Genomic DNA, 20,134 nt, shown 5'->3' with positions numbered 1-20,134 from the left:
GAGCCGGTCATTCCGGTACGACCGAGACCAAATCCTCAGGAGCCTTGAGACCATGACCGCAACCAGCGAGCTCGACGATCAGTTCCACGTCTTCGACACCACCCTGCGCGACGGCGCCCAGCGGGAGGGCATCAACCTGACCGTCGCGGACAAGCTGGCCATCGCACGGCACCTGGACGACTTCGGCGTGGGCTTCATCGAGGGCGGCTGGCCCGGCGCCAACCCGCGGGACACCGAGTTCTTCGCCCGCGCCCGCCAGGAGATCGACTTCAAGCACGCCCAGCTCGTCGCCTTCGGCGCGACCCGCCGCGCCGGCGCCAAGGCCTCCGAGGACCCGCAGGTCAAGGCCCTCCTGGACTCCGGCGCTGACGTGATCACCCTGGTCGCCAAGTCGCACGACCGGCACGTCGAACTCGCGCTCCGGACGACGCTGGAGGAGAACCTGGAGATGGTCCGCGACACGGTCGCCTTCCTGAAGGAGCAGGGCCGCCGGGTCTTCGTCGACTGCGAGCACTTCTTCGACGGCTACCGCGCGAACCCGGAGTACGCGAAGGCCGTCGTACGGGCCGCCTCCGAGGCCGGCGCCTCCGTCGTCATCCTCTGCGACACCAACGGGGGCATGCTCCCGGCCCAGGTCCAGGCGGTCGTCGCGACCGTCCTCGCGGACACCGGCGCCCGCCTCGGCATCCACACCCAGGACGACACCGGCTGCGCGGTGGCCAACACCCTGGCCGCCGTCGACGCGGGCGCGACCCACGTCCAGTGCACGGCGAACGGCTACGGCGAGCGCGTCGGCAACGCCAACCTCTTCCCGGTCGTCGCCGCCCTGGAGCTGAAGTACGGCAAGAAGGTCCTCCCGGAGGGCAAGCTGCGCGAGATGACCCGCATCTCCCACGCCATTGCCGAGGTCGTCAACCTCACCCCCTCCACCCACCAGCCCTACGTCGGCGTCTCCGCCTTCGCCCACAAGGCCGGCCTGCACGCCTCCGCGATCAAGGTCGACCCGGACCTCTACCAGCACATCGACCCCGAGCAGGTCGGCAACACCATGCGGATGCTGGTCTCCGACATGGCGGGCCGCGCCTCGATCGAGCTCAAGGGCAAGGAGCTCGGCATCGACCTCGGCGGCGACCGCGAACTGGTCGGCCGGGTCGTCGAGCGCGTCAAGGAGCGCGAGCTCAAGGGCTACACGTACGAGGCGGCGGACGCCTCCTTCGAACTGCTCCTGCGCGCCGAGGTCCAGGGCAAGCCCCTGAAGTACTTCGGCGTCGAGTCCTGGCGCGCGATCGTGGAGGACCGCCCCGACGGCACCCACGCCAACGAGGCCACGGTCAAGCTCTTCGCCAAGGGCGAGCGCATCGTCGCCACGGCGGAGGGCAACGGCCCGGTCAACGCCCTCGACCGCACCCTGCGTGTGGCCCTGGAGAAGATCTACCCCCAGCTCGCCAAGCTCGACCTCGTCGACTACAAGGTCCGCATCCTGGAGGGCGTCCACGGCACCCAGTCCACGACCCGTGTCCTGATCTCCACGTCGGACGGCACGGGTGAGTGGTCGACGGTGGGCGTCGCGGAGAACGTGATCGCGGCGTCCTGGCAGGCCCTGGAGGACGCGTACACCTACGGTCTGCTCCGCGCGGGCGTCGAGCCGGCCGAGTAACCCCGGCAGCGGCCTCGGCGAGCTTCCGAATCGCCGAGGCCCACCGCCCGGTCTCCCACCAGGACCTGACCGGGTCGCAGGGAGGGGCGGGCTGGTGCGCCTGCGACGCAATGGCCGACGCGATGTCTTGACGGACTTGCGTGCTCTCAGTTCACTCACGCCGTGAGGTAAGTCCTGTGTGAACCCTGAGAGCCGAGGGAAGGTCCATGCGAAGAACCGCCCTGCTCGTCTCCGCCGCCCTGCTCACCTCCCTGCTGCCCCTGGCCGTCGCCCGGGCCGCCGACGACCCGCCCCCGGTCCCCGTGGACCGCTTCGAGGGCGAAGTCCCCTTCGCCAACCCGCCGGCAGGCGGCATCTTCCCCTGGGGCGGCGACACCGACGACCCCCCGACTCTGCGGCTGAGCCCCCGAGACGACGCCCCCGAGGGCGACCAGGTCCTCTCCGGCTCCTACGACATCAGCGGCTACGGCGGCTTCACGCACGACTTCGCCTTCGCCGAACCCGCCCACGACTGGTCCGCCCACCAGGGCGTCCGCTTCTGGTGGGACGGCCAGGACAACGGCAGGAAGGTCGCCTTCGAGCTCAAGGACGGCGGCGCGAACGGCGAGGCCTCCGAGCTGTGGACGACCTCTTTCACCGACGACTTCACCGGCTGGAAGCAGATCGAGATCCCCTTCACCGACTTCGCGTACCGGACCGACTACCAGCCCGTCGGAGGGATCGACCACGTCCTCGGACTCACCGGGATATGGGGGTACGCCGTCACCCTCCCCGTCGGCGCGCCCGGTCGGTTCGCCATGGACGGCGTCGAGTTGTACGGCAGGGCCGACCAGTCACTGCGCGCCTCGGTACTCACCGACGCCGCGGTGTACCCCGTGCGGGAGGGCGGCACGGCCCACGTGAAGGTCACCGTCGCCACCACCGGATCCGCCCCGATCGACGAGCCCGTGACGGTCGCCTACGAGACGACGGGCGGCACGGCCTCGGACACCGACCACCCCCCGCTCAAGGGCGAGTTCACCTTCCCGGCGGGCACCGCCTCCGGCACCACGCGGACGATCCAGGTGCCCACCCGCAGGGACAAGGCCGCCGCCGAGACCGCCGAGACCATCCCCCTCAGGCTCACCGTCACCGGCGCCAAGGCCCCCGCCGAGACCCCGCAGGTCGTCATCGACGCGCACGGGCTGCCGTATCTGAACGACAAATTGCCGGTGAAGAAGCGCGTCGCCGACCTCCTCTCCCGCATGTCCCTCGCGGAAAAGACCGGCCAGATGACCCAGGCCGAGCGCGGAGCCGTCGGAACCGGGGCCGACATCACCACCGCCGACCTCGGCTCGCTGCTCTCCGGCGGCGGCTCGACCCCCACGCCCAACACGCCCGGGGCCTGGGCGAGGATGATCGACTCCTTCCAGCTCCGGGCGCGGGCGACCCGGTTCCAGATCCCGCTCATCTACGGGGTCGACGCCGTGCACGGCCACAACAACCTGGTCGGCGCCACGGTCATGCCGCACAACATCGGCATCGGGGCGACCCGCGATCCCCGGCTCGCCGAGCGGACGGCAGCGGTCACCGCCGCCGAGGTCCGGGCCACCGGCATCCCCTGGGACTTCGCGCCCTGTCTCTGCGTCACCCGCGACGAACGCTGGGGCCGCTCCTACGAGTCCTTCGGTGAGGACCCGGCCCTCGTCGAGTCCATGGAGACGGTCATCCAGGGCCTCCAAGGCGCCCGCGACGGACGGGATTTGAAGGACGACGACAAGGTCCTCGCCACCGCCAAGCACTTCGTCGGCGACGGCGGCACCGCGTACGGCTCCTCCACCACCGGCACCTACACCATCGACCAGGGCGTCACCACGGTCACCCGAAAGCAACTGGAGGCGATCCACCTCGCGCCGTACAAGAGCGCGGTGGACCGGGGTGTCGGCACGGTCATGCCGTCGTACTCCTCGCTCGACCTCGTGGGCGACGGCCTGGGCCCGGTGAAGATGCACGCCCGCGCCGACATGATCAACGGGGTCCTGAAGAACAGGCTCGGCTTCGGCGGCTTCGTCATCAGCGACTGGAACGGCATCGACCAGATCCCCGGGGACTACGCCTCCGACGTCCGGACCTCCGTCAACGCCGGTGTCGACATGGTCATGGCCCCCTACGCCTACAAGGACTTCCACACCGCGCTCATCGAGGAGGTGCGGGCCGGGCGCGTCAGTGAGCGGCGGATCGACGACGCCGTGTCCCGCATCCTCACGCAGAAGTTCAGGCTGGGGCTCTTCGAGAAGCCGTACGCCGACACGAGCGGCGCTTCGAGGATCGGTTCCGCCGGGCACCGGGCCGTGGCGCGCGAGGCGGTTGCCGAGTCGCAGGTGCTGCTGAAGAACAGCGGCGGGCTCCTGCCGCTCAAGAAGTCGCAGAAGGTCTACGTCGCCGGGTCCGACGCCGACGACATCGGCAACCAGAGCGGCGGCTGGACCGTCACCTGGCAGGGCTCCTCCGGCGACATCACCCCCGGCACGACGATCCTGGAGGCGATGCGCGAGAACTCCTCGGCGCTGACCTACTCCAAGGACGCGTCCGCCCCGACCGGCGGCTACGACGTCGGCGTGGTCGTCGTCGGTGAGACCCCCTACGCCGAGGGTGTCGGGGACGTCGGCAACGGCCATGACCTGCAGCTGTCCGCAGCCGACCGGGCAGCCGTCGACAAGGTGTGCGCGGCCATGAAGTGCGCGGTGCTGATCGTCTCCGGGAGGCCGCAGCTCATCGGCGACCAGTTGGGCGACATCGACGCCCTGGTCGCCTCCTGGCTGCCGGGGACCGAGGGCGAGGGCGTCGCGGACGTCCTGTACGGCAGACGTGCCTTCACCGGCCGGCTGCCGGTCACCTGGCCCAGGTCGCAGGCCCAGCTGCCGATCAACGTGGGCGACCCGACCTATGACCCGCAGTTCCCGTACGGCTGGGGCCTGACCACGCTCACCAAGGTCCCGGAGGGCGGGGCGGCCACGCTCAGGGCGCTCGAAACCGCCGCCAGGACCGCCGAGCGGGCCGGTGCCGGCGACCGCGGCCGCGCGCTCGTCGAGAAGGCCCGGCTGATCGTCCAGCGGAAGGCGGACCGGCGGATGACGGCCGCCGTCGCGGCGCCCTTCGCCGACGCCGATCACCTCCTTCTGACCGGGCGCTACGCAGAGGCGGTGCGGAAGCTGACGGAGGCGTATCGGGCGGCCTGAGGGGCGGCCGGAGAGGCCGCTTTCGGAGGGCTTCGGGTAGCGTCGAAGTATGAAGGCCACCGCGCAGGCCCTGGTACGCACCCGAAGCCTTCCGGGGCTGCTGTTCGCCCTGGTGGTCGCGGCCCTCGCCGTCCTGGCGGCGGGCGCCCCGCCCGCCTCGGCCACGACGGGCACCGTCACCGACACCAGCGTCTCGGTGATCGGCCAGGCCCTCCGCAAGAGTCCCGTGTACGTCGATCCGGCCGCCGCGGCCCAGCTGTCCGCCAAGGACGCGGACGCCCTCGCGGACCGGATCACCAAGGCGGACAGGCCGCTGTTCGTCGCGGTGCTGCCCGCCGACTACCCGAAGAAGGACCTGTTCACCAAGTTGCGTACGGCGACCGGCATCACCGGCGTCTACGCGGTCCGGCTGGGCGACGCCTTCGACGCCCGCGCCGACTCCTCGGTCCTGCCGAAGGCGGCCGTACGGAACCTGGTGACCACCGTCGGGGGCGAGGACACCCGCGCCCAGCTGAACGACTTCACCGCCGCCGCGGTCACCAACATGGGCGGCTCGGCCCCCTCGACCTGGCGGTCCGCGGACGACGGAGGCGGCGTCTCGTCCACGGCACTGATCACGGTCGGCGCGGTGCTCGTGGCGGGCGGCGCGGGCGCGTACACGCTGGTGCGGCGCAACCGGCGCCGGCACGCGGAGGAGCAGCGGGCCGCGCTGGAGAAGCTGCGGGTGGTGGTGGACGAGGACATCACGGCGTTCGGCGAGGAGCTGGACCGGCTGGACTTCCACCCGGCGGAGGCGGGCGCCGACGACGCGATGCGCGCGGACTACGAGCGCGCGCTGGACGCGTACGAGCAGGCGAAGTCGTTCATGGGGGCGGCCACGAGACCCGAGGACGTACGGGCGGTCACCCGGACCCTGGAGGACGGCCGTTTCTCGCTGGCCCAGCTCGCGGCGCGGCGTGAACACCGGACGCTGCCCGAGCGCCGGGTCCCCTGCTTCTTCGACCCCCGCCACGGTCCCTCGGTCACCGACGCCACCTGGACGCCGCCGGGCGGTGCCCCGCGCGAGGTCCCGGTCTGCGCCGCGGACGCCACCCGCCTGGCCGACGGCCGCGACCCGGTGATGCGCGAGGTCGACACCGACCAGGGCCGCCGCCCCTACTGGGACGCGGGCCCGGCATACGGCCCCTGGGCCGGCGGCTACTTCGGCGGCGGCCTCCTCCCCGGGCTCCTGGTCGGCACGGTCCTCGGCAGCATGATGGCCACGCCCGCCTACGCGGCCGACTACGGCTCCGGTTACGGCGACTTCGGCGGTGGCTACGACGGCGGAGACCTCTCCGGCTCGGACTTCGACTCCGGGGACTTCGGCGACTTCGGTGGTGGCGGCGACTTCGGCGGCGGTGGGGACTTCGGTGGAGGGGGAGGGGACTTCGGCGGGGGAGGGTTCTGAGCGACGGTCCGCACGGTCGTCAGCCAGACGTCTCGGCGTCGGCGACCCGCTCCATCAACTCCGCGGCCAGTTCCAGCACCCCGCGCTCGGTCGGGCTCAAGGACGCCAGCGCCGTTGCCAGCCAGGCGTCCCGCTCGGCCATGTCCCGCTCCAGCGCCAGCCGCCCCGTCTCCGTGACGGACAGCACTGACTGACGCCGGTCCACGGTCCCGGCCTCGCGCGCCAGCAGCCCCTCCGCCTCCAGTTCGGCGAAGACCCGGGTGAGCGACTGCGGCCGCTGCCGCAGCGCCGCCGCGACCTCACCGGGGGTGGCGGGCCCGTGCCGGTGCAGATGCCCGAGCACCTCCAACTGGCTCGGGGGGAGGCTGCCGTCACCGCGCTCCTGCCGAAGCCGCCGGTTCAGTCGTACGACGCCCCGGCGGACGCGGGCGGCGGAGGAGAGGCGATCCATGGAGGGATCGTACGCGAATACTTACTACCTTGGACCGCTAGATGGCCGTAATCTCGCTAGGTGACGGTGAAACTCATACGCAACGCGTACGAAGCCGCTCTGACCATGACGTCGGTGCTGCTGTGCTGGGCCCTCGCCCTCTGCCTGGAGGCGGTCGGCGGGCTGCACACCGACGTCCTCGTCCTCGCGGTCGCCCTGACCCTCACCCTGGCCAGAACCCAGCGCACCGCGGACACCCGCCGCCGTCTCGTCGCGCTCGCCCTGCTGCCCGCGACGGCGGCGGTCTCGATCCTCCTCGGCCGGCTGATCGCGGCGCACTATGTCGTCGGCGCGGCGGTCTTCACGGCCGCGATCTCGGCCCCCGTCTGGATCCGCCGCTACGGCACCACCGCCACGAAGGCGGGCACCCTGATGACCCTCCCGCTGGTCGCCCTCCTGGTCGTCCCCGGACCGGCGCTGCCGCCCAAGGCGCAGGGGGCGCTGGTGAGTTGGGCCTGGGCAGCACTGATCGGGGTGCTCGCGGTGTGCTGCGTGTGGCTGGTGCAGGGGCTGGGAGACCGCTACGGCCCCTGGCGCCCCGATCCCGAGCCGCCGAACCCCGCGCCCCGCCGCCCGACCCGGCTCCGTCCGCGCCCGAGTACCCGCATGGCGTTGCAGTTGGCGGCCGCGATCGCCGCCGCCTTCGTCGCCGGCCGGCTCCTCTTCGGCGACCACTGGCCCTGGGCGGTCCTGACGGCGTACGTCGCCGCGAGCGGCAACCGCGGCCGAACGGACGTCGTGCGCAAGGGGATCGAGCGCCTCGCGGGGGCCTGCGCGGGCACTGTGCTGGCGGCCGGTGTCGCCGCGGCGGGGATCACCGGCCCGGTCTCGGTGGCCCTGATGTTCACGGTCCTGGCCATCGCCCTGTGGCTGCGCCCCCTCACCTATGCCTACTGGGCGGCCGGAATGACCACCGCCCTGTCCCTCCTCCTGGGCTGGTTCGGCCAGGACGCGACAAGCCTCCTGCCCGTCCGCCTCGCGGCGATCGCGGTCGGCGCGGCACTGACAGTGGCATCGGCGTGGTGGCTGCTGCCGGTCCCGAAACGGCGAGCGGCGAGACCGGGTGGCGTACGGCCGAACGAGGCGGGCCGGACCACGGGAGACCCAGCCGAGCCCGGGCGCCCTGAGGTCCGGCGCAGCTCAGGACAGCCGACGGACGAGGGCGTACCGCTCTCCGGCGGCATGCCACCATCCCGGCGGTGAGGGCCCGTCGGCCACGGAGGACGGCTGACCAGGATGCAACCCGAGCCGCCACAGCGCCTCCGCGGCCACCTCCACCGTGAACCACCCCCGCCACCGCCCGTCCTCCCCGGGCCCGCACGCGAGACCGAACCGCACCTCGCGCTCGACGGCGAAGGGCATCCAGTCGATCCCGCGGTCCCGCAGTCAAGCCCGCACGGCGGCCAGGGGAGTCGGGCGGCCGCGGACGTTCTCGTACGACGCGACGGTGATCCAGGCGGGAGCGTTGGTCATACGGGCCATGATGCGCGAGTACGACCGCGCGGCGCACGCCGGTTGAGCGCTACGGCCACCAAGGCCACCGCGACCGGCCCCGCACTCACCCGCATCGGCGACCGGTACCCGCCCCGGCGTCGATCACCGCGCCGCCTGGCCAAGGGCCACACGCGGCATCGGCGTCGAGGTCGCGACACGCGTCTCGGCGTGCTGGGCGGCACCGCGTCCGACCCGACGGCGAGCGCTACCGGCGCGGTGACCGCGCTCACCTTCTGGGGCGACGGACGTACGCTTTCCGTCGCCCCGCGTTTTACCGGCGCACCTGCTGGGTGGGGAGGACTCAGGCGTTCTTGATCGCGGAGATGTCGAAGGTCAGCTTGATCTTGTCGGAGATCAGCACGCCACCCGTCTCCAGGGCCGCGTTCCAGGTCAGGCCCCACTCGGAGCGCTTGATCTCCGCCTTGCCCTCGAAGCCCACGCGCTCGTTGCCGAAGGGGTCCTTCGCGGCGCCGTTGAACTCGAGGTCGATGGTGAGCGGCTTGGTGGTGCCGAGGATCGTCAGGTCGCCGGTGATGCGGTAGTCCTCGTCGCCGAGCGCCTCCGCCTTGGTGGAGCGGAAGGTCATCGTCGGGAACTCATCGATCTTGAAGAAGTCCGCGCTCTTCAGGTGCCCGTCACGGTCCGCCGACCCGGTGTCGATGCTGTCCATCTTGACGTCGATGGAGGCCGTCGACGCGGACGGGTCGCCGCCGTCCAGGTGCAGCGTGCCGCTGAAGTCGTCGAACTTGCCCTTGACGTTGGTGACCATGGCGTGCCGGACGGTGAAGCCGATCGTGGAGTGGGCGGCGTCGATGGTGTAGTCGCCGGTCAGTGCGGTCAGGTCGGTGTTCGTCATGACGAGGCTCCTGGAAGGGATGATGTTGAATGTTGAACTACTCAACGGGAACGACCGTAGACCTATTCCCTACAGGTTTCAACATCATCCGCGAAGTGTTGGCGTGATTGCCTCGCGGTGGTACACGCCCCGGTATGAACCCGCAACGCAGAGCCCTCGTACGACCCACCCGCAGAGCCGTCTTACTCGCGGCGGCGCTCCTGACGGCCGCCCCGCCCGCCCACGCCGCCGCGGCCGACCCCTACGACACCCTCCGCAGGCGCTGGCTCGACATCGCCCTCGGCACCGGCTACGACCCGGCGTCGGAGCCGTACGCCTCCCGCCTCGCCGAGACCGGCGACCTCGCCCGCGGCTTTCGCGCCACCATGGTCCCGACACCCACCTCCCTCTGGGCCGGCCTGCCCTACGACCCCCCGGCCGGCATCACCCACAGCTACAGCCGCCTGTGGACCATGACCCAGGCCTACCTCCAGCGGGGCACCGGCTCGACCGGCGACGAGACGCTCCTCGCGGACGTCCTCGGCGGCCTCGACCACCTCTCCGCCACCGTCTACCACCCCGCCACCACCCGTTACGGCAACTGGTGGGAATGGCAGATCGGCAGCCCCCGCCTCCTCATGGACACCGCGGCCGCCCTCCACGACCACCTCACGGGCGCCCAGAAGGCCGCGGCCTGCGCCGCCGTCGACCACTTCATCCCCGACACCATGCTCACCGACTACTCCGGTACCTCCACCGGCGCCAACCGCGTCGACCTGTGCCGCTCCGTCGCCCTGCGCGGCATCCTCGGCAGGGCCCCCGACCGGATCGCCCTCGCCCGGGACGCCCTCTCGCCGGTCTTCCCGTACGTCACGAAGGGCGACGGCCTCCACGCCGACGGCTCCTTCGTCCAGCACACCTGGGTCGCCTACTCCGGCACCTACGGCCAGGTCGTGCTCGACGGTCTGGGCCGCCTCTTCGCCCTGCTCGCCGGCTCCGAGTGGGAGGTGACCGACCCGAACAGGCAGACCGTCCTCGACAGCGTCGAGCACGCCTACGCCCCGCTGATCCACGACGGGTTGGTGATGGACAGCGTCAACGGCCGCGCCATCAGCCGCGGTTACCTGAAGAGCGACGACCGCCACGTCATGCGCGGCGACCACTTCCACGGCCAGGGGATCATCGCCGCCATCGCGCTGCTCGCGGGCGGGGCGAGCGGGCAGGAGCGGTCCCGCTGGCACGGCCTGGTGAAGGGCTGGATCGAACGGGACACCGTCACCCCAATCCTGACGGCACGTCAGTTCGGGGTGGCCGACCTCGCCCGGCTGCACGCGGTGGCCGCCTCCCCCGTCCCGGCCGCCCCCGAGCCGGTCGGGCACACGCTCTTCGCCGCCATGGACAGAGCCGTCCATCGCCGCCCCGGCTTCGTGGCGAACATCGCCATGGCCAGCGACCGGATCGCCGCCTACGAATGCGGCAACGGCGAGAACCCGCGCGGCTGGCACACCGGTGCCGGAATGGTCTCCTGGTGGGCGGACGGCCGCAGCGACCAGTACACGGACTGGTACTGGCCCACCGTCGACTGGTACCGCCTCCCCGGCACGACCGTCTCCACCAAGCGTCTCCCCGACCGGGCCGGCGGCGAGTGGGGCGAGCCCAAGCCGGACGTCCGCTGGGTCGGCGGCACGACCGACGGCGAGTACGCGGCGATCGGCCAGCACCTCAAGGGGCTGGGGTCGACGCTTCAGGCCCGCAAGTCATGGTTCTGCGTCGCGGACGCGGTGATCTGCCTCGGCGCGGGGATCACCTGTACCGACGGCGTCCCGGTCGAGACGGTCGTCGACAACCGCAACCTGGGGGAGGGCGGCACCCAGTCCTTCGTACGGGGGCGCGGCTGGGCCCATCTGGAGGGACACGGAGGCTGGCTCGTCCCCGCCGGACTGCGCGCCCTGCGCGAGGACCGCACCGGCGCCTGGTCCGACATCAACACCTCCAGTACGACCGAACGGCGCACCCGGCGCTGGCAGACCCTCTGGCTCGACCACGGCACCGACCCCGTGGACGCCTCGTACGCCTATGTGCTGATGCCCGGCGCCTCCCGCCGAGCCGTCGCCGCCCGCGCCGCCGACCGGCACTGGCTGTCGGTCCTCGCCAACGACAGCACGTGCCAGGCGGTCCGCGTCGACCACCTGGGCCTGACCGCCGCGAACTTCTGGCGAGTCGGTACGGCGGGTCCGCTCACCGCGTCGGCGGGGGCGAGCGTGCTGGTCCGCCACAGCGGCCGTACCGCTACCCTCTGCGTCGGCGAGCCACCCCGTTCGGGCGAACCGCTGGAGATCGTCTGGAACCGGCCCGTGCGCTCGGTCGTCCGGGCCGACGACACGGTCGAGGTGCTTGCCACCGGCCGCCTGCTGCACCTGCGTGTCACTCCGGGGACGGCATGCGCCACACACGGATGTGAGGTGGCTCTCACGCGCTGACTTTGTACGACCTCTACAAGGGGCAGGCCCCCTGAGCAGTCAGAACGCCTGCATGCTTCCAGGGTTCTGTTCAGTCGCACCAGGAAAACGGGCCGGAGACTGTGAGGAGTCGACGGCTCGCTTTTCTCGCGGGTGTTCGTATGGTCGCTACATGACCGTTTTGGATGAGGCGCCGAGTGAGTCGACGGGTGAGCCTACGGACGCGCGCGGGCGGGTGGCCGAGCTGCACGAGATCCGTGCGACGGCCCTGGCCGGCCCCAGCGAGAAGGCGACCGAGGCGCAGCACGCCAAGGGCAAGCTGACCGCACGGGAGCGCATCGAGCTGCTCCTCGACGCGGGTTCCTTCCAGGAGGTCGAGCAGCTGCGCCGGCACCGGGCGACAGGCTTCGGCCTGGAGGCCAAGAAGCCGTACACCGACGGCGTCATCACCGGCTGGGGCACGGTGGAGGGCCGTACGGTCTTCGTCTACGCCCACGACTTCCGCATCTTCGGCGGCGCGCTGGGCGAGGCCCACGCCACGAAGATCCACAAGATCATGGACATGGCCATCGCGGCCGGGGCGCCGCTGGTGTCGTTGAACGACGGCGCGGGCGCCCGTATCCAGGAGGGTGTCAGTGCCCTCGCGGGCTACGGCGGCATCTTCCAGCGCAACACCAGGGCGTCGGGCGTCATCCCGCAGATCTCGGTGATGCTCGGCCCGTGCGCCGGCGGCGCGGCCTACAGCCCCGCCCTCACCGACTTCGTCTTCATGGTCCGCGAGACGTCCCAGATGTTCATCACGGGACCGGACGTCGTGAAGGCCGTGACGGGCGAGGAGATCACCCAGAACGGCCTCGGCGGCGCGGACGTGCACGCCGAGACCTCCGGCGTCTGTCACTTCGCCTACGACGACGAGGAGACGTGCCTCGCCGAGGTGCGCTACCTGCTGTCGATGCTCCCGCAGAACAACCGGGAGAACCCGCCGCGGGCGGAGTCCACCGACGCGGCCGACCGGCGCGGCGACGTCCTGCTCGACCTGGTCCCGGCGGACGGCAACCGGCCGTACGACATGACCAAGGTGATCGAGGAGATCGTCGACGACGGAGACTACCTCGAGGTCCACGAGCGCTGGGCCCGCAACATCATCTGCGCCCTGGCCCGCCTCGACGGCCAGGTCGTCGGCATCGTGGCGAACCAGCCCTCCACCCTCGCCGGTGTCCTGGACATCGAGGCATCGGAAAAAGCTGCGCGCTTTGTCCAGATGTGTGACGCTTTTAACATCCCCATCGTCACTTTCCTGGACGTCCCCGGGTTCCTTCCGGGCGTCGACCAGGAGCACGGCGGAATCATCCGCCACGGCGCCAAGCTGCTGTACGCGTACTGCAACGCCACCGTGCCGAGGATCTCCCTGATCCTGCGCAAGGCGTACGGAGGTGCCTACATCGTCATGGACAGCCAGTCCATCGGCGCCGACCTCACCTACGCCTGGCCGACGAACGAGATCGCGGTGATGGGCGCCGAAGGTGCCGCCAACGTCATCTTCCGGCGCCAGATCGCCGAGGCCGAGGACCCCGAGGCCATGCGGGCCCGCATGGTCAAGGAGTACAAGTCCGAGCTCATGCACCCGTACTACGCGGCGGAGCGTGGCCTGGTGGACGACGTGATCGACCCGGCGGAAACCCGCGAGGTCCTGATCCGGTCCCTGGCGATGCTCCAGTCGAAGCACGCCGACCTGCCCTCCCGTAAGCACGGCAACCCTCCGCAGTAACCCAGCGGACCCTCCGCGACACCCTCGCGGAAACCTCTCTCACGGAGACTGTGACCTATGAGCACCCCTGACATCCGCGTCGAGAAGGGCCACGCCGAGCCCGAGGAAGTCGCCGCGATCACGGCGATCCTCCTGGCTCGCGCGGCAGCCCAGCCCTCCGAGGCCCCGGCCCACCGAGGCCGCCCCAAGGCCGGCTGGCGCCGCCTGGAGCGCGAGGGCGGCTTCCGCGCCCCGCACAGCTGGCACTGAGCCGTCCGGTACGGCAGCCAAGGGCCCCCTCTCGAAGGAGAGGGGGCCCTTGGCTTTTGCTTTTGGGGGCGCGGGGCTGTGTCGATGTGCGGCTCCGCCGCGTGGGCGCGACAAACCACTGGGCCGCCGCAGACGGCGTACAACCGTCCGTGGCAGCCCAGTAGCCGCAAGAAGTCCGTGTTACCGCAGGCGAGCCATCAGCGCGTGCTCCACGAGAGTGATCAGCGCCGACTTCGCGTCAGCCCGGTGCCGCGCGTCCGTCGTGATGATCGGCGTGTCCGGACCGATCTGCAGCGCTTCCCGGACCTCGTCCGGGTTGTACGGCTGCTGGCCGTCGAAGCCGTTCAGGGCGATCACAAAAGGAAGCCCCGAGTTCTCGAAGTAGTCGACCGCGGGGAAGCAGTCGGCAAGGCGCCTCGTGTCCACGAGGACGATCGCGCCGATGGCGCCGCGGACCAGGTCGTCCCACATGAACCAGAAGCGGTCCTGGCCGGGTGTACCGAAGAGGTACAGGATCAGGTCCTGGTCCAGGGTGATGCGGCCGAAGTCCATGGCGACCGTGGTGGTCGTCTTGTCCCCGGTGTGGGTGAGGTCGTCGATGCCCGCTGACGCGGACGTCATGACGGCCTCGGTACGCAGCGGGTTGATCTCCGAGACGGCCCCGACGAACGTGGTCTTGCCCACGCCGAAGCCACCCGCCACCACGATCTTCGCCGAGGTGGTGGAGCGGGAAGGACCGCCGCTAGAGCTTGCGAAGTCCACTGAGCACCCTTTCGAGCAGTGTCACGTCTGGCTGGCCGCCGGCGCTCTCGTCGCCGCCGGGCTGATGGATGGCGACCAGTCCCGCCTCCGCCAAGTCGGCGACGAGGATCCTGGCCACGCCGAGGGGAATGGTCAGCAACGCCGAGATCTCGGCTACCGACTTGATCTCTCGGCAGAGATTGCAGATCCGCTGATGCTCGGGCAACTGGCCCTGCATCTGGTGCGGCTGCGCGGTGGTGTGCACCAGCGCCTCGATGGCGAGCTGGTAGCGCGGGCGGGTCCGGCCGCCGGTCATGGCGTACGGACGCACCAGGGGGTTGCTGGCGCCTCCCGCGGGTGAAGGCTCGGAGGAGCGCCGCTGCGGCTGCACGGGCTGGATGCGCGGGGCGGGCGGCTGGTCGTACGGCGACGGACCGGGACCCTGAGGGCCCTGGGGGGCGTACGGCTGCTGACGCCGCTGGCTGGGTGCGGAGGGGAAGTTGTAGCGGTTCGGGTTCTGGGAACCGTCGTTCTGACCCTGGCCAGGGCCGTACGACCAATTGCCAGATGAACCACCTGGGGGTGTTGCCACTCTCTCTCCTCCTCCGACTGTGCCGGGGCACCCATCACGCTGTGTGGAGCCGCGTCCCGAAACCTTACGGCCCCGGGACGCCAAAACGCACCGTCTGTTTGTCAGTTGAGCAGGCTGCCCTGGAGCTCCGCACGCAGATCGGGCGTCAGGACCGAACCGGCACGGTCCACCAGAAGAGCCATCTCGTACCCGATGAGACCGATGTCCGCCTCCGGATGTGCGAGAACCGCGAGGGACGAACCGTCGGATACGGACATGATGAAGAGGAATCCCCGCTCCATCTCCACAACCGTCTGGTTCACCGCGCCGCCCTCGAAGATGCGCGAGGCACCCGCGGTCAGCGAGGTCAGACCGGAGGCGACGGCAGCAAGCTGGTCGGCTCGGTCGCGCGGAAAGCCTTCGGACATCGCCAGAAGGAGTCCGTCGGCGGAGACCACCACCGTGTGGGACACCCCCGGGGTGTTGTCCACGAAGTTGGTGATCAACCAGTTCAGGTTCTGCGCCGCCTGGCTCATCGGGCTCACACTAACGCTCCTGGTTGTAGGTGCTGTCAGAACCGAAGCCCTGACCGTTCGTTTCACTGCCTGCGTTGCGGCCCCGCTGGACACCGCGACGCAGGTTGCTCAGCCTGCCCCGGACGTCCTCAGGAGCACGGGAGACCGATGGGCCCCCCTGTTGGGTGGCTTCGGCGGCTCCCTCGACCAGGTTGGCCTTGGGTACCCGCCGCGGCAGACCGGAGGAGGTGACCCCGCCCGCCTTGGGCTTCCGGAGCTGGGAGGCCTGCTGCCACCGCGCGTCGTTGGCCGAGCGCCAGCTGTCGCCGATGCTGGTGCTCTCCGGCGCTGAGACCGACGGCTCCGGGTTCGCGTTCCGCGTGCCGTTCGAACCGTTCGTGCCGTTGGCGACGCTCCCGGGGGAGCCACGGCGGGGGAGCCCGGCGTCGGTCAGCTCGTGACCCACGGAGGCGGGGGCCGGTCCCGGACGGTCGAAGCCTACGCGGTCACGCTCACTCACGTCAGCGGCCTGCGCAGATTCCGCTTCCGGAGCGTACTGGTCCGGGTAGCCGTTGCGGTAACCGTCGGACTGCGGCCAGTCATCCTGGTAGCGGCGCTCCTCGAAGCCCGAGAAGGGCTCCGAGGCGGCGGCGTGCACCGCCGCGGGCTCCTCCTGGACCGGCTCCGCATAGGAGGGTTCCGGGTAGCCGCCGGACGGGGAGAAGGTGTCGTTCTGCGGCAGGCCGCCGTTCTGCGCGAAGTACGGCTCTTCGTACGCCGGACGGTTCGGCTCTTCGTACGCCGTCTGCCGCTGCTCCTCGTACGGCGCCTGCTGAGCCTCCTCGTACGACGTCTGCTGGTCGTAGGAGGCGGGCTGCTGCTCGGGGTAGCCGTTGCGGCTGTTGTCGTAGCCGGTCTGCGGGGCGGCGCGGGAAGCGTCGAACCCGTCGGCGTACGACGACTCCGCACCCGGCAGGGCCGGCGGCTCGTCCTGGCCCTGGGCCTCCAGGGCCGCGCGGCGCTCCTCGCGCATCAGGGAGCGGCCGACCGGGTCCAGCTCGCGTATGTCGTCCGGGACCTCGGAGTAGCGGCTGTCGTCGAAGCCGAGCTCCGCGGCCGTACGCATCGGCAGACCGTTGTTGAAGTCCTCGCCCTGGTACTGGTGCTGCTCGGGCATGATCTGCGAGACGGTGAACTCGTGCGCGGCGGGCTGCTGCTCGCCACCACCACCGTGGGTGATCGCGTCGGGCAGCATGACCAGCGAGGTCGTACCGGCCTGCTCGCCCGAGGGGCGCAGCTGGACGCGGATGCCGTGCCGGTCGGACAGCCGGCCGACCACGAACAGGCCCATGCGCTGGGAGATCGCGGCGTCCACGGTCGGCGGGTTGGCCAGCTTGTGGTTGATGTCCGCGAAGTCCTCGGCGGTCAGGCCGATGCCCTTGTCGTGGATCTCGATCATGATGCGGCCGTCCGGCAGCCGGGTCGCGGTGACGCGGACCTTGGTCTGCGGGGAGGAGAACGTGGTGGCGTTCTCCAGCAGCTCGGCGAGCAGGTGCACGAGGTCGGTGACCGCGCGGCCGTGGATCTCGGCCTCCGGGACACCGGACAGCTCGACGCGCTCGTACTGCTCCACCTCGGAGGAGGCGGCACGCAGGACGTCGACCAGCGGGACCGGCTGGTCCCAGCGGCGGCCGGGCTCCTCGCCGGCGAGGACCAGGAGGTTCTCGCCGTTGCGGCGCATACGGGTCGCGAGGTGGTCCAGACGGAAGAGGTTCTCCAGCTGGTCCGGGTCGGCCTCGTTGTTCTCCAGGTCGGTGATCAGGGTCAGCTGGCCCTCGATCAGCGACTGGTTGCGCCGGGACAGGTTGGTGAAGATCGCGTTGATGTTGCCGCGGAGCAGGGCCTGCTCGGAGGCGAGTCGTACGGCCTCGCGGTGGACCTGGTCGAAGGCGCGGGCGACCTCGCCGATCTCGTCCTTGGTGTTGATCGGAATCGGTGCGACCCGGGTGTCGACGCGGCCGGGGTCGGTGCGCGAGAGCTGGTCGACCAGCATCGGCAGACGCTGCTCGGCGATGCCGAAGGCGGCGTTGCGCAGCTGGCGCATCGAGCGGGACATCTGCCGGGCGACCGCGCCGGCCAGGATGAAGGCGAGGAGCAGGGCGACCACGACGGCGGCACCCACGATGAACGCGTCGCGCTTGGCGTTGTCGGCGATGGTCGCGGCCTCGTTCACCGCGGTGTCGGCCAGGTCGGTCTCGATCTGCCGGTACGCGTTGTACTTGAGGGTGTTGACCGCCCACCAGTTCTCGGCGGTGATGCCGTCCTTGCCGAGGGCCGCACGGGCGCTCTGGTCCATCGACGGCAGCTGGGCGATGCTGGAGACCATTTGCGTCGAGCTGGACGGCGGCGGGACGTAGTCCGGGTTCTTGGCGGCGGCCTCCTTGGCCAGCGCCGCTCCGTCCGTCTGGATCTGCTTCTTGGCGGCGTCGAGCTTCGCCGCGTCGGCCTCGGTGCCACCGCCGACGTACTCCTCGACGGCGATGCCCTCCAGGTACGCGTACGAGGACAGGGCGACCTTCTGGCTGGCGAAGCTGCTCAGACCCGGGCCGGGCTTGACCAGCAGGTGCATGCCGATGGAACGCTGCAGCGACAGGGCCGCCTTGGTGAGCTCGATGGCGTAGACCGTGCGGCCGTAGCTGGTGATGTTGCCGGTGCCGAGGCCGAGCTCGTTGGCGAACTCCGTCAGCGGGTGCGCGACCTGGGTGTAACCCTCTTCGGTCTTCACACCGGTGAGCTTGGGGGAGGTGTAGGCGCCCGCGCGCAGCGTCTGGAGGGCTCCCTCGCCGTCACGGAACAGCTTGAGGCGGCGTTCGAGGCCGGCCTTCTGCGGCATGTTCTGCGCGGCCTCGTCGAAGGCGTCGGCGGCCTGGTCGGTCTTCTTGCGGGCGGCGACGACCGTGGCGTTGTCCTGGCCCTCCCCGCTCAGCAGGGGGGCGGCGGTGCTGTCGCGCTCCTGGTAGAGGGCGTCGGCGTAGCTGAGGGAGGCCCGCACGAGGCGCGCGGTGTTCTCCGCGTCCTCGGCTTCCCGCCAGGTGTCGATCGAGCTCTTGACCTGGAAGCCGCCCATGACGAGGCCGACGATCACGGGTATGAGCAGGATCGCGTTCAGCCGGGTGGGCACCCGCCAGTTGCGCGGGGAGAACCGGCCACCGCCGGACGGCGGCGCGGCCGTCGGCTCCGGACCGGGCACAGGGGCGGACGCCGCTCCGCGCGGCGGCGGGGTGAAGTTGCCCCGGGCCGACGGCTCGGGACCGTTCTTGCTTCGCCTCACTCGACCAACAACCTCTCGGAGGGGTCGGCACCTACGTTGTGCCGCAGTCTCTCAGAGCCCAGTACGTCATCGACTAGTGAGTACGTCTTTGACTATTGGGCAGTTCAGGCATTCCAGCACGACGGCCTGCACACCTCCAAACAGTGGTACGCGCGGATTCCGTGTGATGTAAGCCCTAGATAAAACGGTCATAAAGAGCGAGCCCCGTCAAAAGACGGGGCTGTTGTGAGCGCAGCGAGACCGGTTGGCAACCACGCGTGGCCGTACCACCCGATTCCTCTGCCGAAACGTTATGAACGCCGGGGCCGACCGTGTCCAAGGCCACAGCCGGCTCCGGGACATCTACGACAACTGCCGTATGACGCTTTTGATTTGGGAGCTGGTCGACACGTCTCTGGGGCGTTACCGCAGACGTGCCATGAGGGCGTGCTCGACCAGCGTGATCAGGGCGCTCTTGGCGTCCGACCGGTGCCGGGCGTCCGTCGTGATGATCGGCGCGTCCGGCCCGATCTGCAGGGCCTCGCGCACCTCCTCGGGAGCGTACGGCTGGTGCCCGTCGAAGCCGTTGAGGGCCACGACGAAGGGCAGGCCGCTGTTCTCGAAGTAGTCGACCGCGGGGAAGCAGTCGGCGAGACGCCGGGTGTCGACCAGGACGACCGCGCCGATCGCGCCGCGGACCAGGTCGTCCCACATGAACCAGAAGCGGTCCTGCCCGGGTGTACCGAAGAGGTACAGGATCAGGTCCTGGTCGAGCGTGATGCGGCCGAAGTCCATGGCGACCGTGGTGGTCGTCTTGTCCCCGGTGTGGGTGAGGTCGTCGATGCCCGCGCTCGCGGACGTCATCACGGCCTCGGTACGCAGCGGGTTGATCTCGGAGACCGCGCCGACGAACGTGGTCTTGCCCACGCCGAAGCCACCCGCCACCACGATCTTCGCGGAGGTGGTGGTCCGCCCCGCGTCAGAGCTTGCGAAGTCCACTGAGCACCCTTTCGAGCAGCGTCACATCGGGAGCGCCGCCGTTGTTCTCGTCGCCGCCCGGCTGGTGGATGGCCACCAGGCCGGCCTCGGCGAGGTCCGCGACGAGGATCCTGGCCACCCCGAGCGGCATGGCGAGCAGCGCCGAGACCTCGGCGACCGACTTCACCTCACGGCACAGGTGGCAGATGCGCTGGTGCTCGGGGAGCAGTCCCATGAGCGCCGCCGGGTCGGCCGTGGTGCTGATCAGGGCCTCGATGGCGAGCTGGTAGCGCGGCCGGGTCCGGCCGCCGGTCATCGCGTACGGACGTACCAGCGGCTGGTCGCCCTCATCCTCGTACGGCTCCGCGTACGGATCATGAGAGGCGGTGGGCGGGGTCATGA

At 70.6% G+C, this 20,134-nt stretch carries 15 protein-coding genes; 7 read left to right on the top strand and 8 right to left on the bottom strand.

Annotated elements, in window-relative coordinates; translation table 11 throughout:
* Positions 1–52: 52 nt before the first annotated feature.
* The 3 genes from cimA (at position 53) to ABZT06_RS17870 (ending at position 6,322) form a co-directional block, all read left to right on the top strand.
* The gene (cimA, locus tag ABZT06_RS17880) at positions 53–1,657 is read left to right on the top strand and encodes a citramalate synthase (protein WP_355741235.1); all 1,605 of its coding nucleotides are present in this window, start codon (positions 53–55) and stop codon (positions 1,655–1,657) included.
* A 206-nt stretch (positions 1,658–1,863) separates the two neighbouring features.
* Positions 1,864–4,875, top strand: a complete 3,012-nt coding sequence (locus ABZT06_RS17875) for a glycoside hydrolase family 3 N-terminal domain-containing protein (RefSeq protein WP_355741233.1) — start codon at positions 1,864–1,866, stop codon at positions 4,873–4,875.
* A 49-nt stretch (positions 4,876–4,924) separates the two neighbouring features.
* Positions 4,925–6,322: a hypothetical protein gene (locus ABZT06_RS17870; RefSeq protein ID WP_355741231.1), complete on the top strand. Its 1,398-nt coding sequence runs from the start codon at positions 4,925–4,927 to the stop codon at positions 6,320–6,322.
* Between the two features lie 19 nt (positions 6,323–6,341).
* Here the strand turns inward: ABZT06_RS17870 and ABZT06_RS17865 are convergent, their stop codons facing one another.
* Positions 6,342–6,773: a MarR family transcriptional regulator gene (locus ABZT06_RS17865; protein WP_355741229.1), complete on the bottom strand. Its 432-nt coding sequence runs from the start codon at positions 6,771–6,773 to the stop codon at positions 6,342–6,344.
* Positions 6,774–6,833: 60 nt separating this feature from the next.
* On the opposite strand from ABZT06_RS17865, the gene ABZT06_RS17860 reads away from it, so the two are divergent.
* A complete protein-coding gene (locus tag ABZT06_RS17860) occupies positions 6,834–8,015 on the top strand; it encodes an FUSC family protein (RefSeq protein ID WP_355741227.1) in 1,182 nt (393 codons plus the stop codon).
* A gap of 592 nt (positions 8,016–8,607) precedes the next feature.
* Here the strand turns inward: ABZT06_RS17860 and ABZT06_RS17855 are convergent.
* The gene (locus ABZT06_RS17855) at positions 8,608–9,162 is read right to left on the bottom strand and encodes a YceI family protein (protein ID WP_355741225.1); all 555 of its coding nucleotides are present in this window, start codon (positions 9,160–9,162) and stop codon (positions 8,608–8,610) included.
* Between the two features lie 134 nt (positions 9,163–9,296).
* Here ABZT06_RS17855 and ABZT06_RS17850 point away from each other — a divergent pair, with 134 nt between their 5' ends.
* The 3 genes from ABZT06_RS17850 to ABZT06_RS17840 all read left to right on the top strand — a co-directional run bounded on the left by ABZT06_RS17850 (position 9,297) and on the right by ABZT06_RS17840 (position 13,617).
* Positions 9,297–11,621, top strand: a complete 2,325-nt coding sequence (locus tag ABZT06_RS17850; RefSeq protein ID WP_355741223.1) for a polysaccharide lyase 8 family protein — start codon at positions 9,297–9,299, stop codon at positions 11,619–11,621.
* Positions 11,622–11,772: 151 nt separating this feature from the next.
* Positions 11,773–13,368 (top strand): acyl-CoA carboxylase subunit beta, encoded by a 1,596-nt coding sequence (locus tag ABZT06_RS17845; RefSeq protein WP_355741221.1) that lies wholly within the window; start codon positions 11,773–11,775, stop codon positions 13,366–13,368.
* Between the two features lie 57 nt (positions 13,369–13,425).
* Positions 13,426–13,617, top strand: a complete 192-nt coding sequence (locus ABZT06_RS17840) for an acyl-CoA carboxylase subunit epsilon (protein ID WP_355741219.1) — start codon at positions 13,426–13,428, stop codon at positions 13,615–13,617.
* Between the two features lie 180 nt (positions 13,618–13,797).
* On the opposite strand, the gene ABZT06_RS17835 is transcribed toward ABZT06_RS17840, so the two are convergent.
* From ABZT06_RS17835 to ABZT06_RS17810, 6 genes are all read right to left on the bottom strand, one after another.
* Complete coding sequence (locus tag ABZT06_RS17835; RefSeq protein ID WP_009314218.1) at positions 13,798–14,379, bottom strand: ATP/GTP-binding protein; 582 nt, start codon at positions 14,377–14,379, stop codon at positions 13,798–13,800.
* Positions 14,360–14,950 (bottom strand): DUF742 domain-containing protein, encoded by a 591-nt coding sequence (locus ABZT06_RS17830; protein ID WP_355741217.1) that lies wholly within the window; start codon positions 14,948–14,950, stop codon positions 14,360–14,362. The genes ABZT06_RS17835 and ABZT06_RS17830 overlap by 20 nt, the downstream gene beginning before the upstream one ends.
* A 101-nt stretch (positions 14,951–15,051) precedes the next feature.
* A complete protein-coding gene (locus ABZT06_RS17825; RefSeq protein ID WP_007384910.1) occupies positions 15,052–15,465 on the bottom strand; it encodes a roadblock/LC7 domain-containing protein in 414 nt (137 codons plus the stop codon).
* Between the two features lie 10 nt (positions 15,466–15,475).
* Complete coding sequence (locus ABZT06_RS17820; RefSeq protein WP_355741214.1) at positions 15,476–18,775, bottom strand: nitrate- and nitrite sensing domain-containing protein; 3,300 nt, start codon at positions 18,773–18,775, stop codon at positions 15,476–15,478.
* Positions 18,776–19,177: 402 nt separating this feature from the next.
* Positions 19,178–19,753 carry an ATP/GTP-binding protein gene (locus ABZT06_RS17815; RefSeq protein WP_123991819.1) on the bottom strand — a complete coding sequence of 192 codons (576 nt, stop codon included), beginning with the start codon at positions 19,751–19,753 and terminating at the stop codon, positions 19,178–19,180.
* On the bottom strand, positions 19,734–20,132 hold the full coding sequence (locus tag ABZT06_RS17810) for a DUF742 domain-containing protein (RefSeq protein ID WP_003973454.1): 399 nt from the start codon (positions 20,130–20,132) through the stop codon (positions 19,734–19,736). The genes ABZT06_RS17815 and ABZT06_RS17810 overlap by 20 nt, the downstream gene beginning before the upstream one ends.
* Between the last annotated feature and the right edge of the window lie 2 nt (positions 20,133–20,134).

The sequence above is a fragment of the Streptomyces sp. NPDC005483 genome, from assembly GCF_040606035.1.
Taxonomy (GTDB): domain Bacteria; phylum Actinomycetota; class Actinomycetes; order Streptomycetales; family Streptomycetaceae; genus Streptomyces.
The sequence above is the reverse complement of the archived record's forward strand: the minus strand, read 5'-3'. Positions and strand labels throughout refer to the sequence as shown.

Coding starts and splice junctions, on each gene's coding strand:
- cimA (WP_355741235.1), top strand. CDS start 53: ATGACCGCAACCAGCGAGCTCGACGATCAGTTCCACGTCTTCGACACC.
- ABZT06_RS17875 (WP_355741233.1), top strand. CDS start 1,864: ATGCGAAGAACCGCCCTGCTCGTCTCCGCCGCCCTGCTCACCTCCCTG.
- ABZT06_RS17870 (WP_355741231.1), top strand. CDS start 4,925: ATGAAGGCCACCGCGCAGGCCCTGGTACGCACCCGAAGCCTTCCGGGG.
- ABZT06_RS17865 (WP_355741229.1), bottom strand. CDS start 6,773: ATGGATCGCCTCTCCTCCGCCGCCCGCGTCCGCCGGGGCGTCGTACGA.
- ABZT06_RS17855 (WP_355741225.1), bottom strand. CDS start 9,162: ATGACGAACACCGACCTGACCGCACTGACCGGCGACTACACCATCGAC.
- ABZT06_RS17850 (WP_355741223.1), top strand. CDS start 9,297: ATGAACCCGCAACGCAGAGCCCTCGTACGACCCACCCGCAGAGCCGTC.
- ABZT06_RS17845 (WP_355741221.1), top strand. CDS start 11,773: ATGACCGTTTTGGATGAGGCGCCGAGTGAGTCGACGGGTGAGCCTACG.
- ABZT06_RS17840 (WP_355741219.1), top strand. CDS start 13,426: ATGAGCACCCCTGACATCCGCGTCGAGAAGGGCCACGCCGAGCCCGAG.
- ABZT06_RS17825 (WP_007384910.1), bottom strand. CDS start 15,465: ATGAGCCAGGCGGCGCAGAACCTGAACTGGTTGATCACCAACTTCGTG.
- ABZT06_RS17810 (WP_003973454.1), bottom strand. CDS start 20,132: ATGACCCCGCCCACCGCCTCTCATGATCCGTACGCGGAGCCGTACGAG.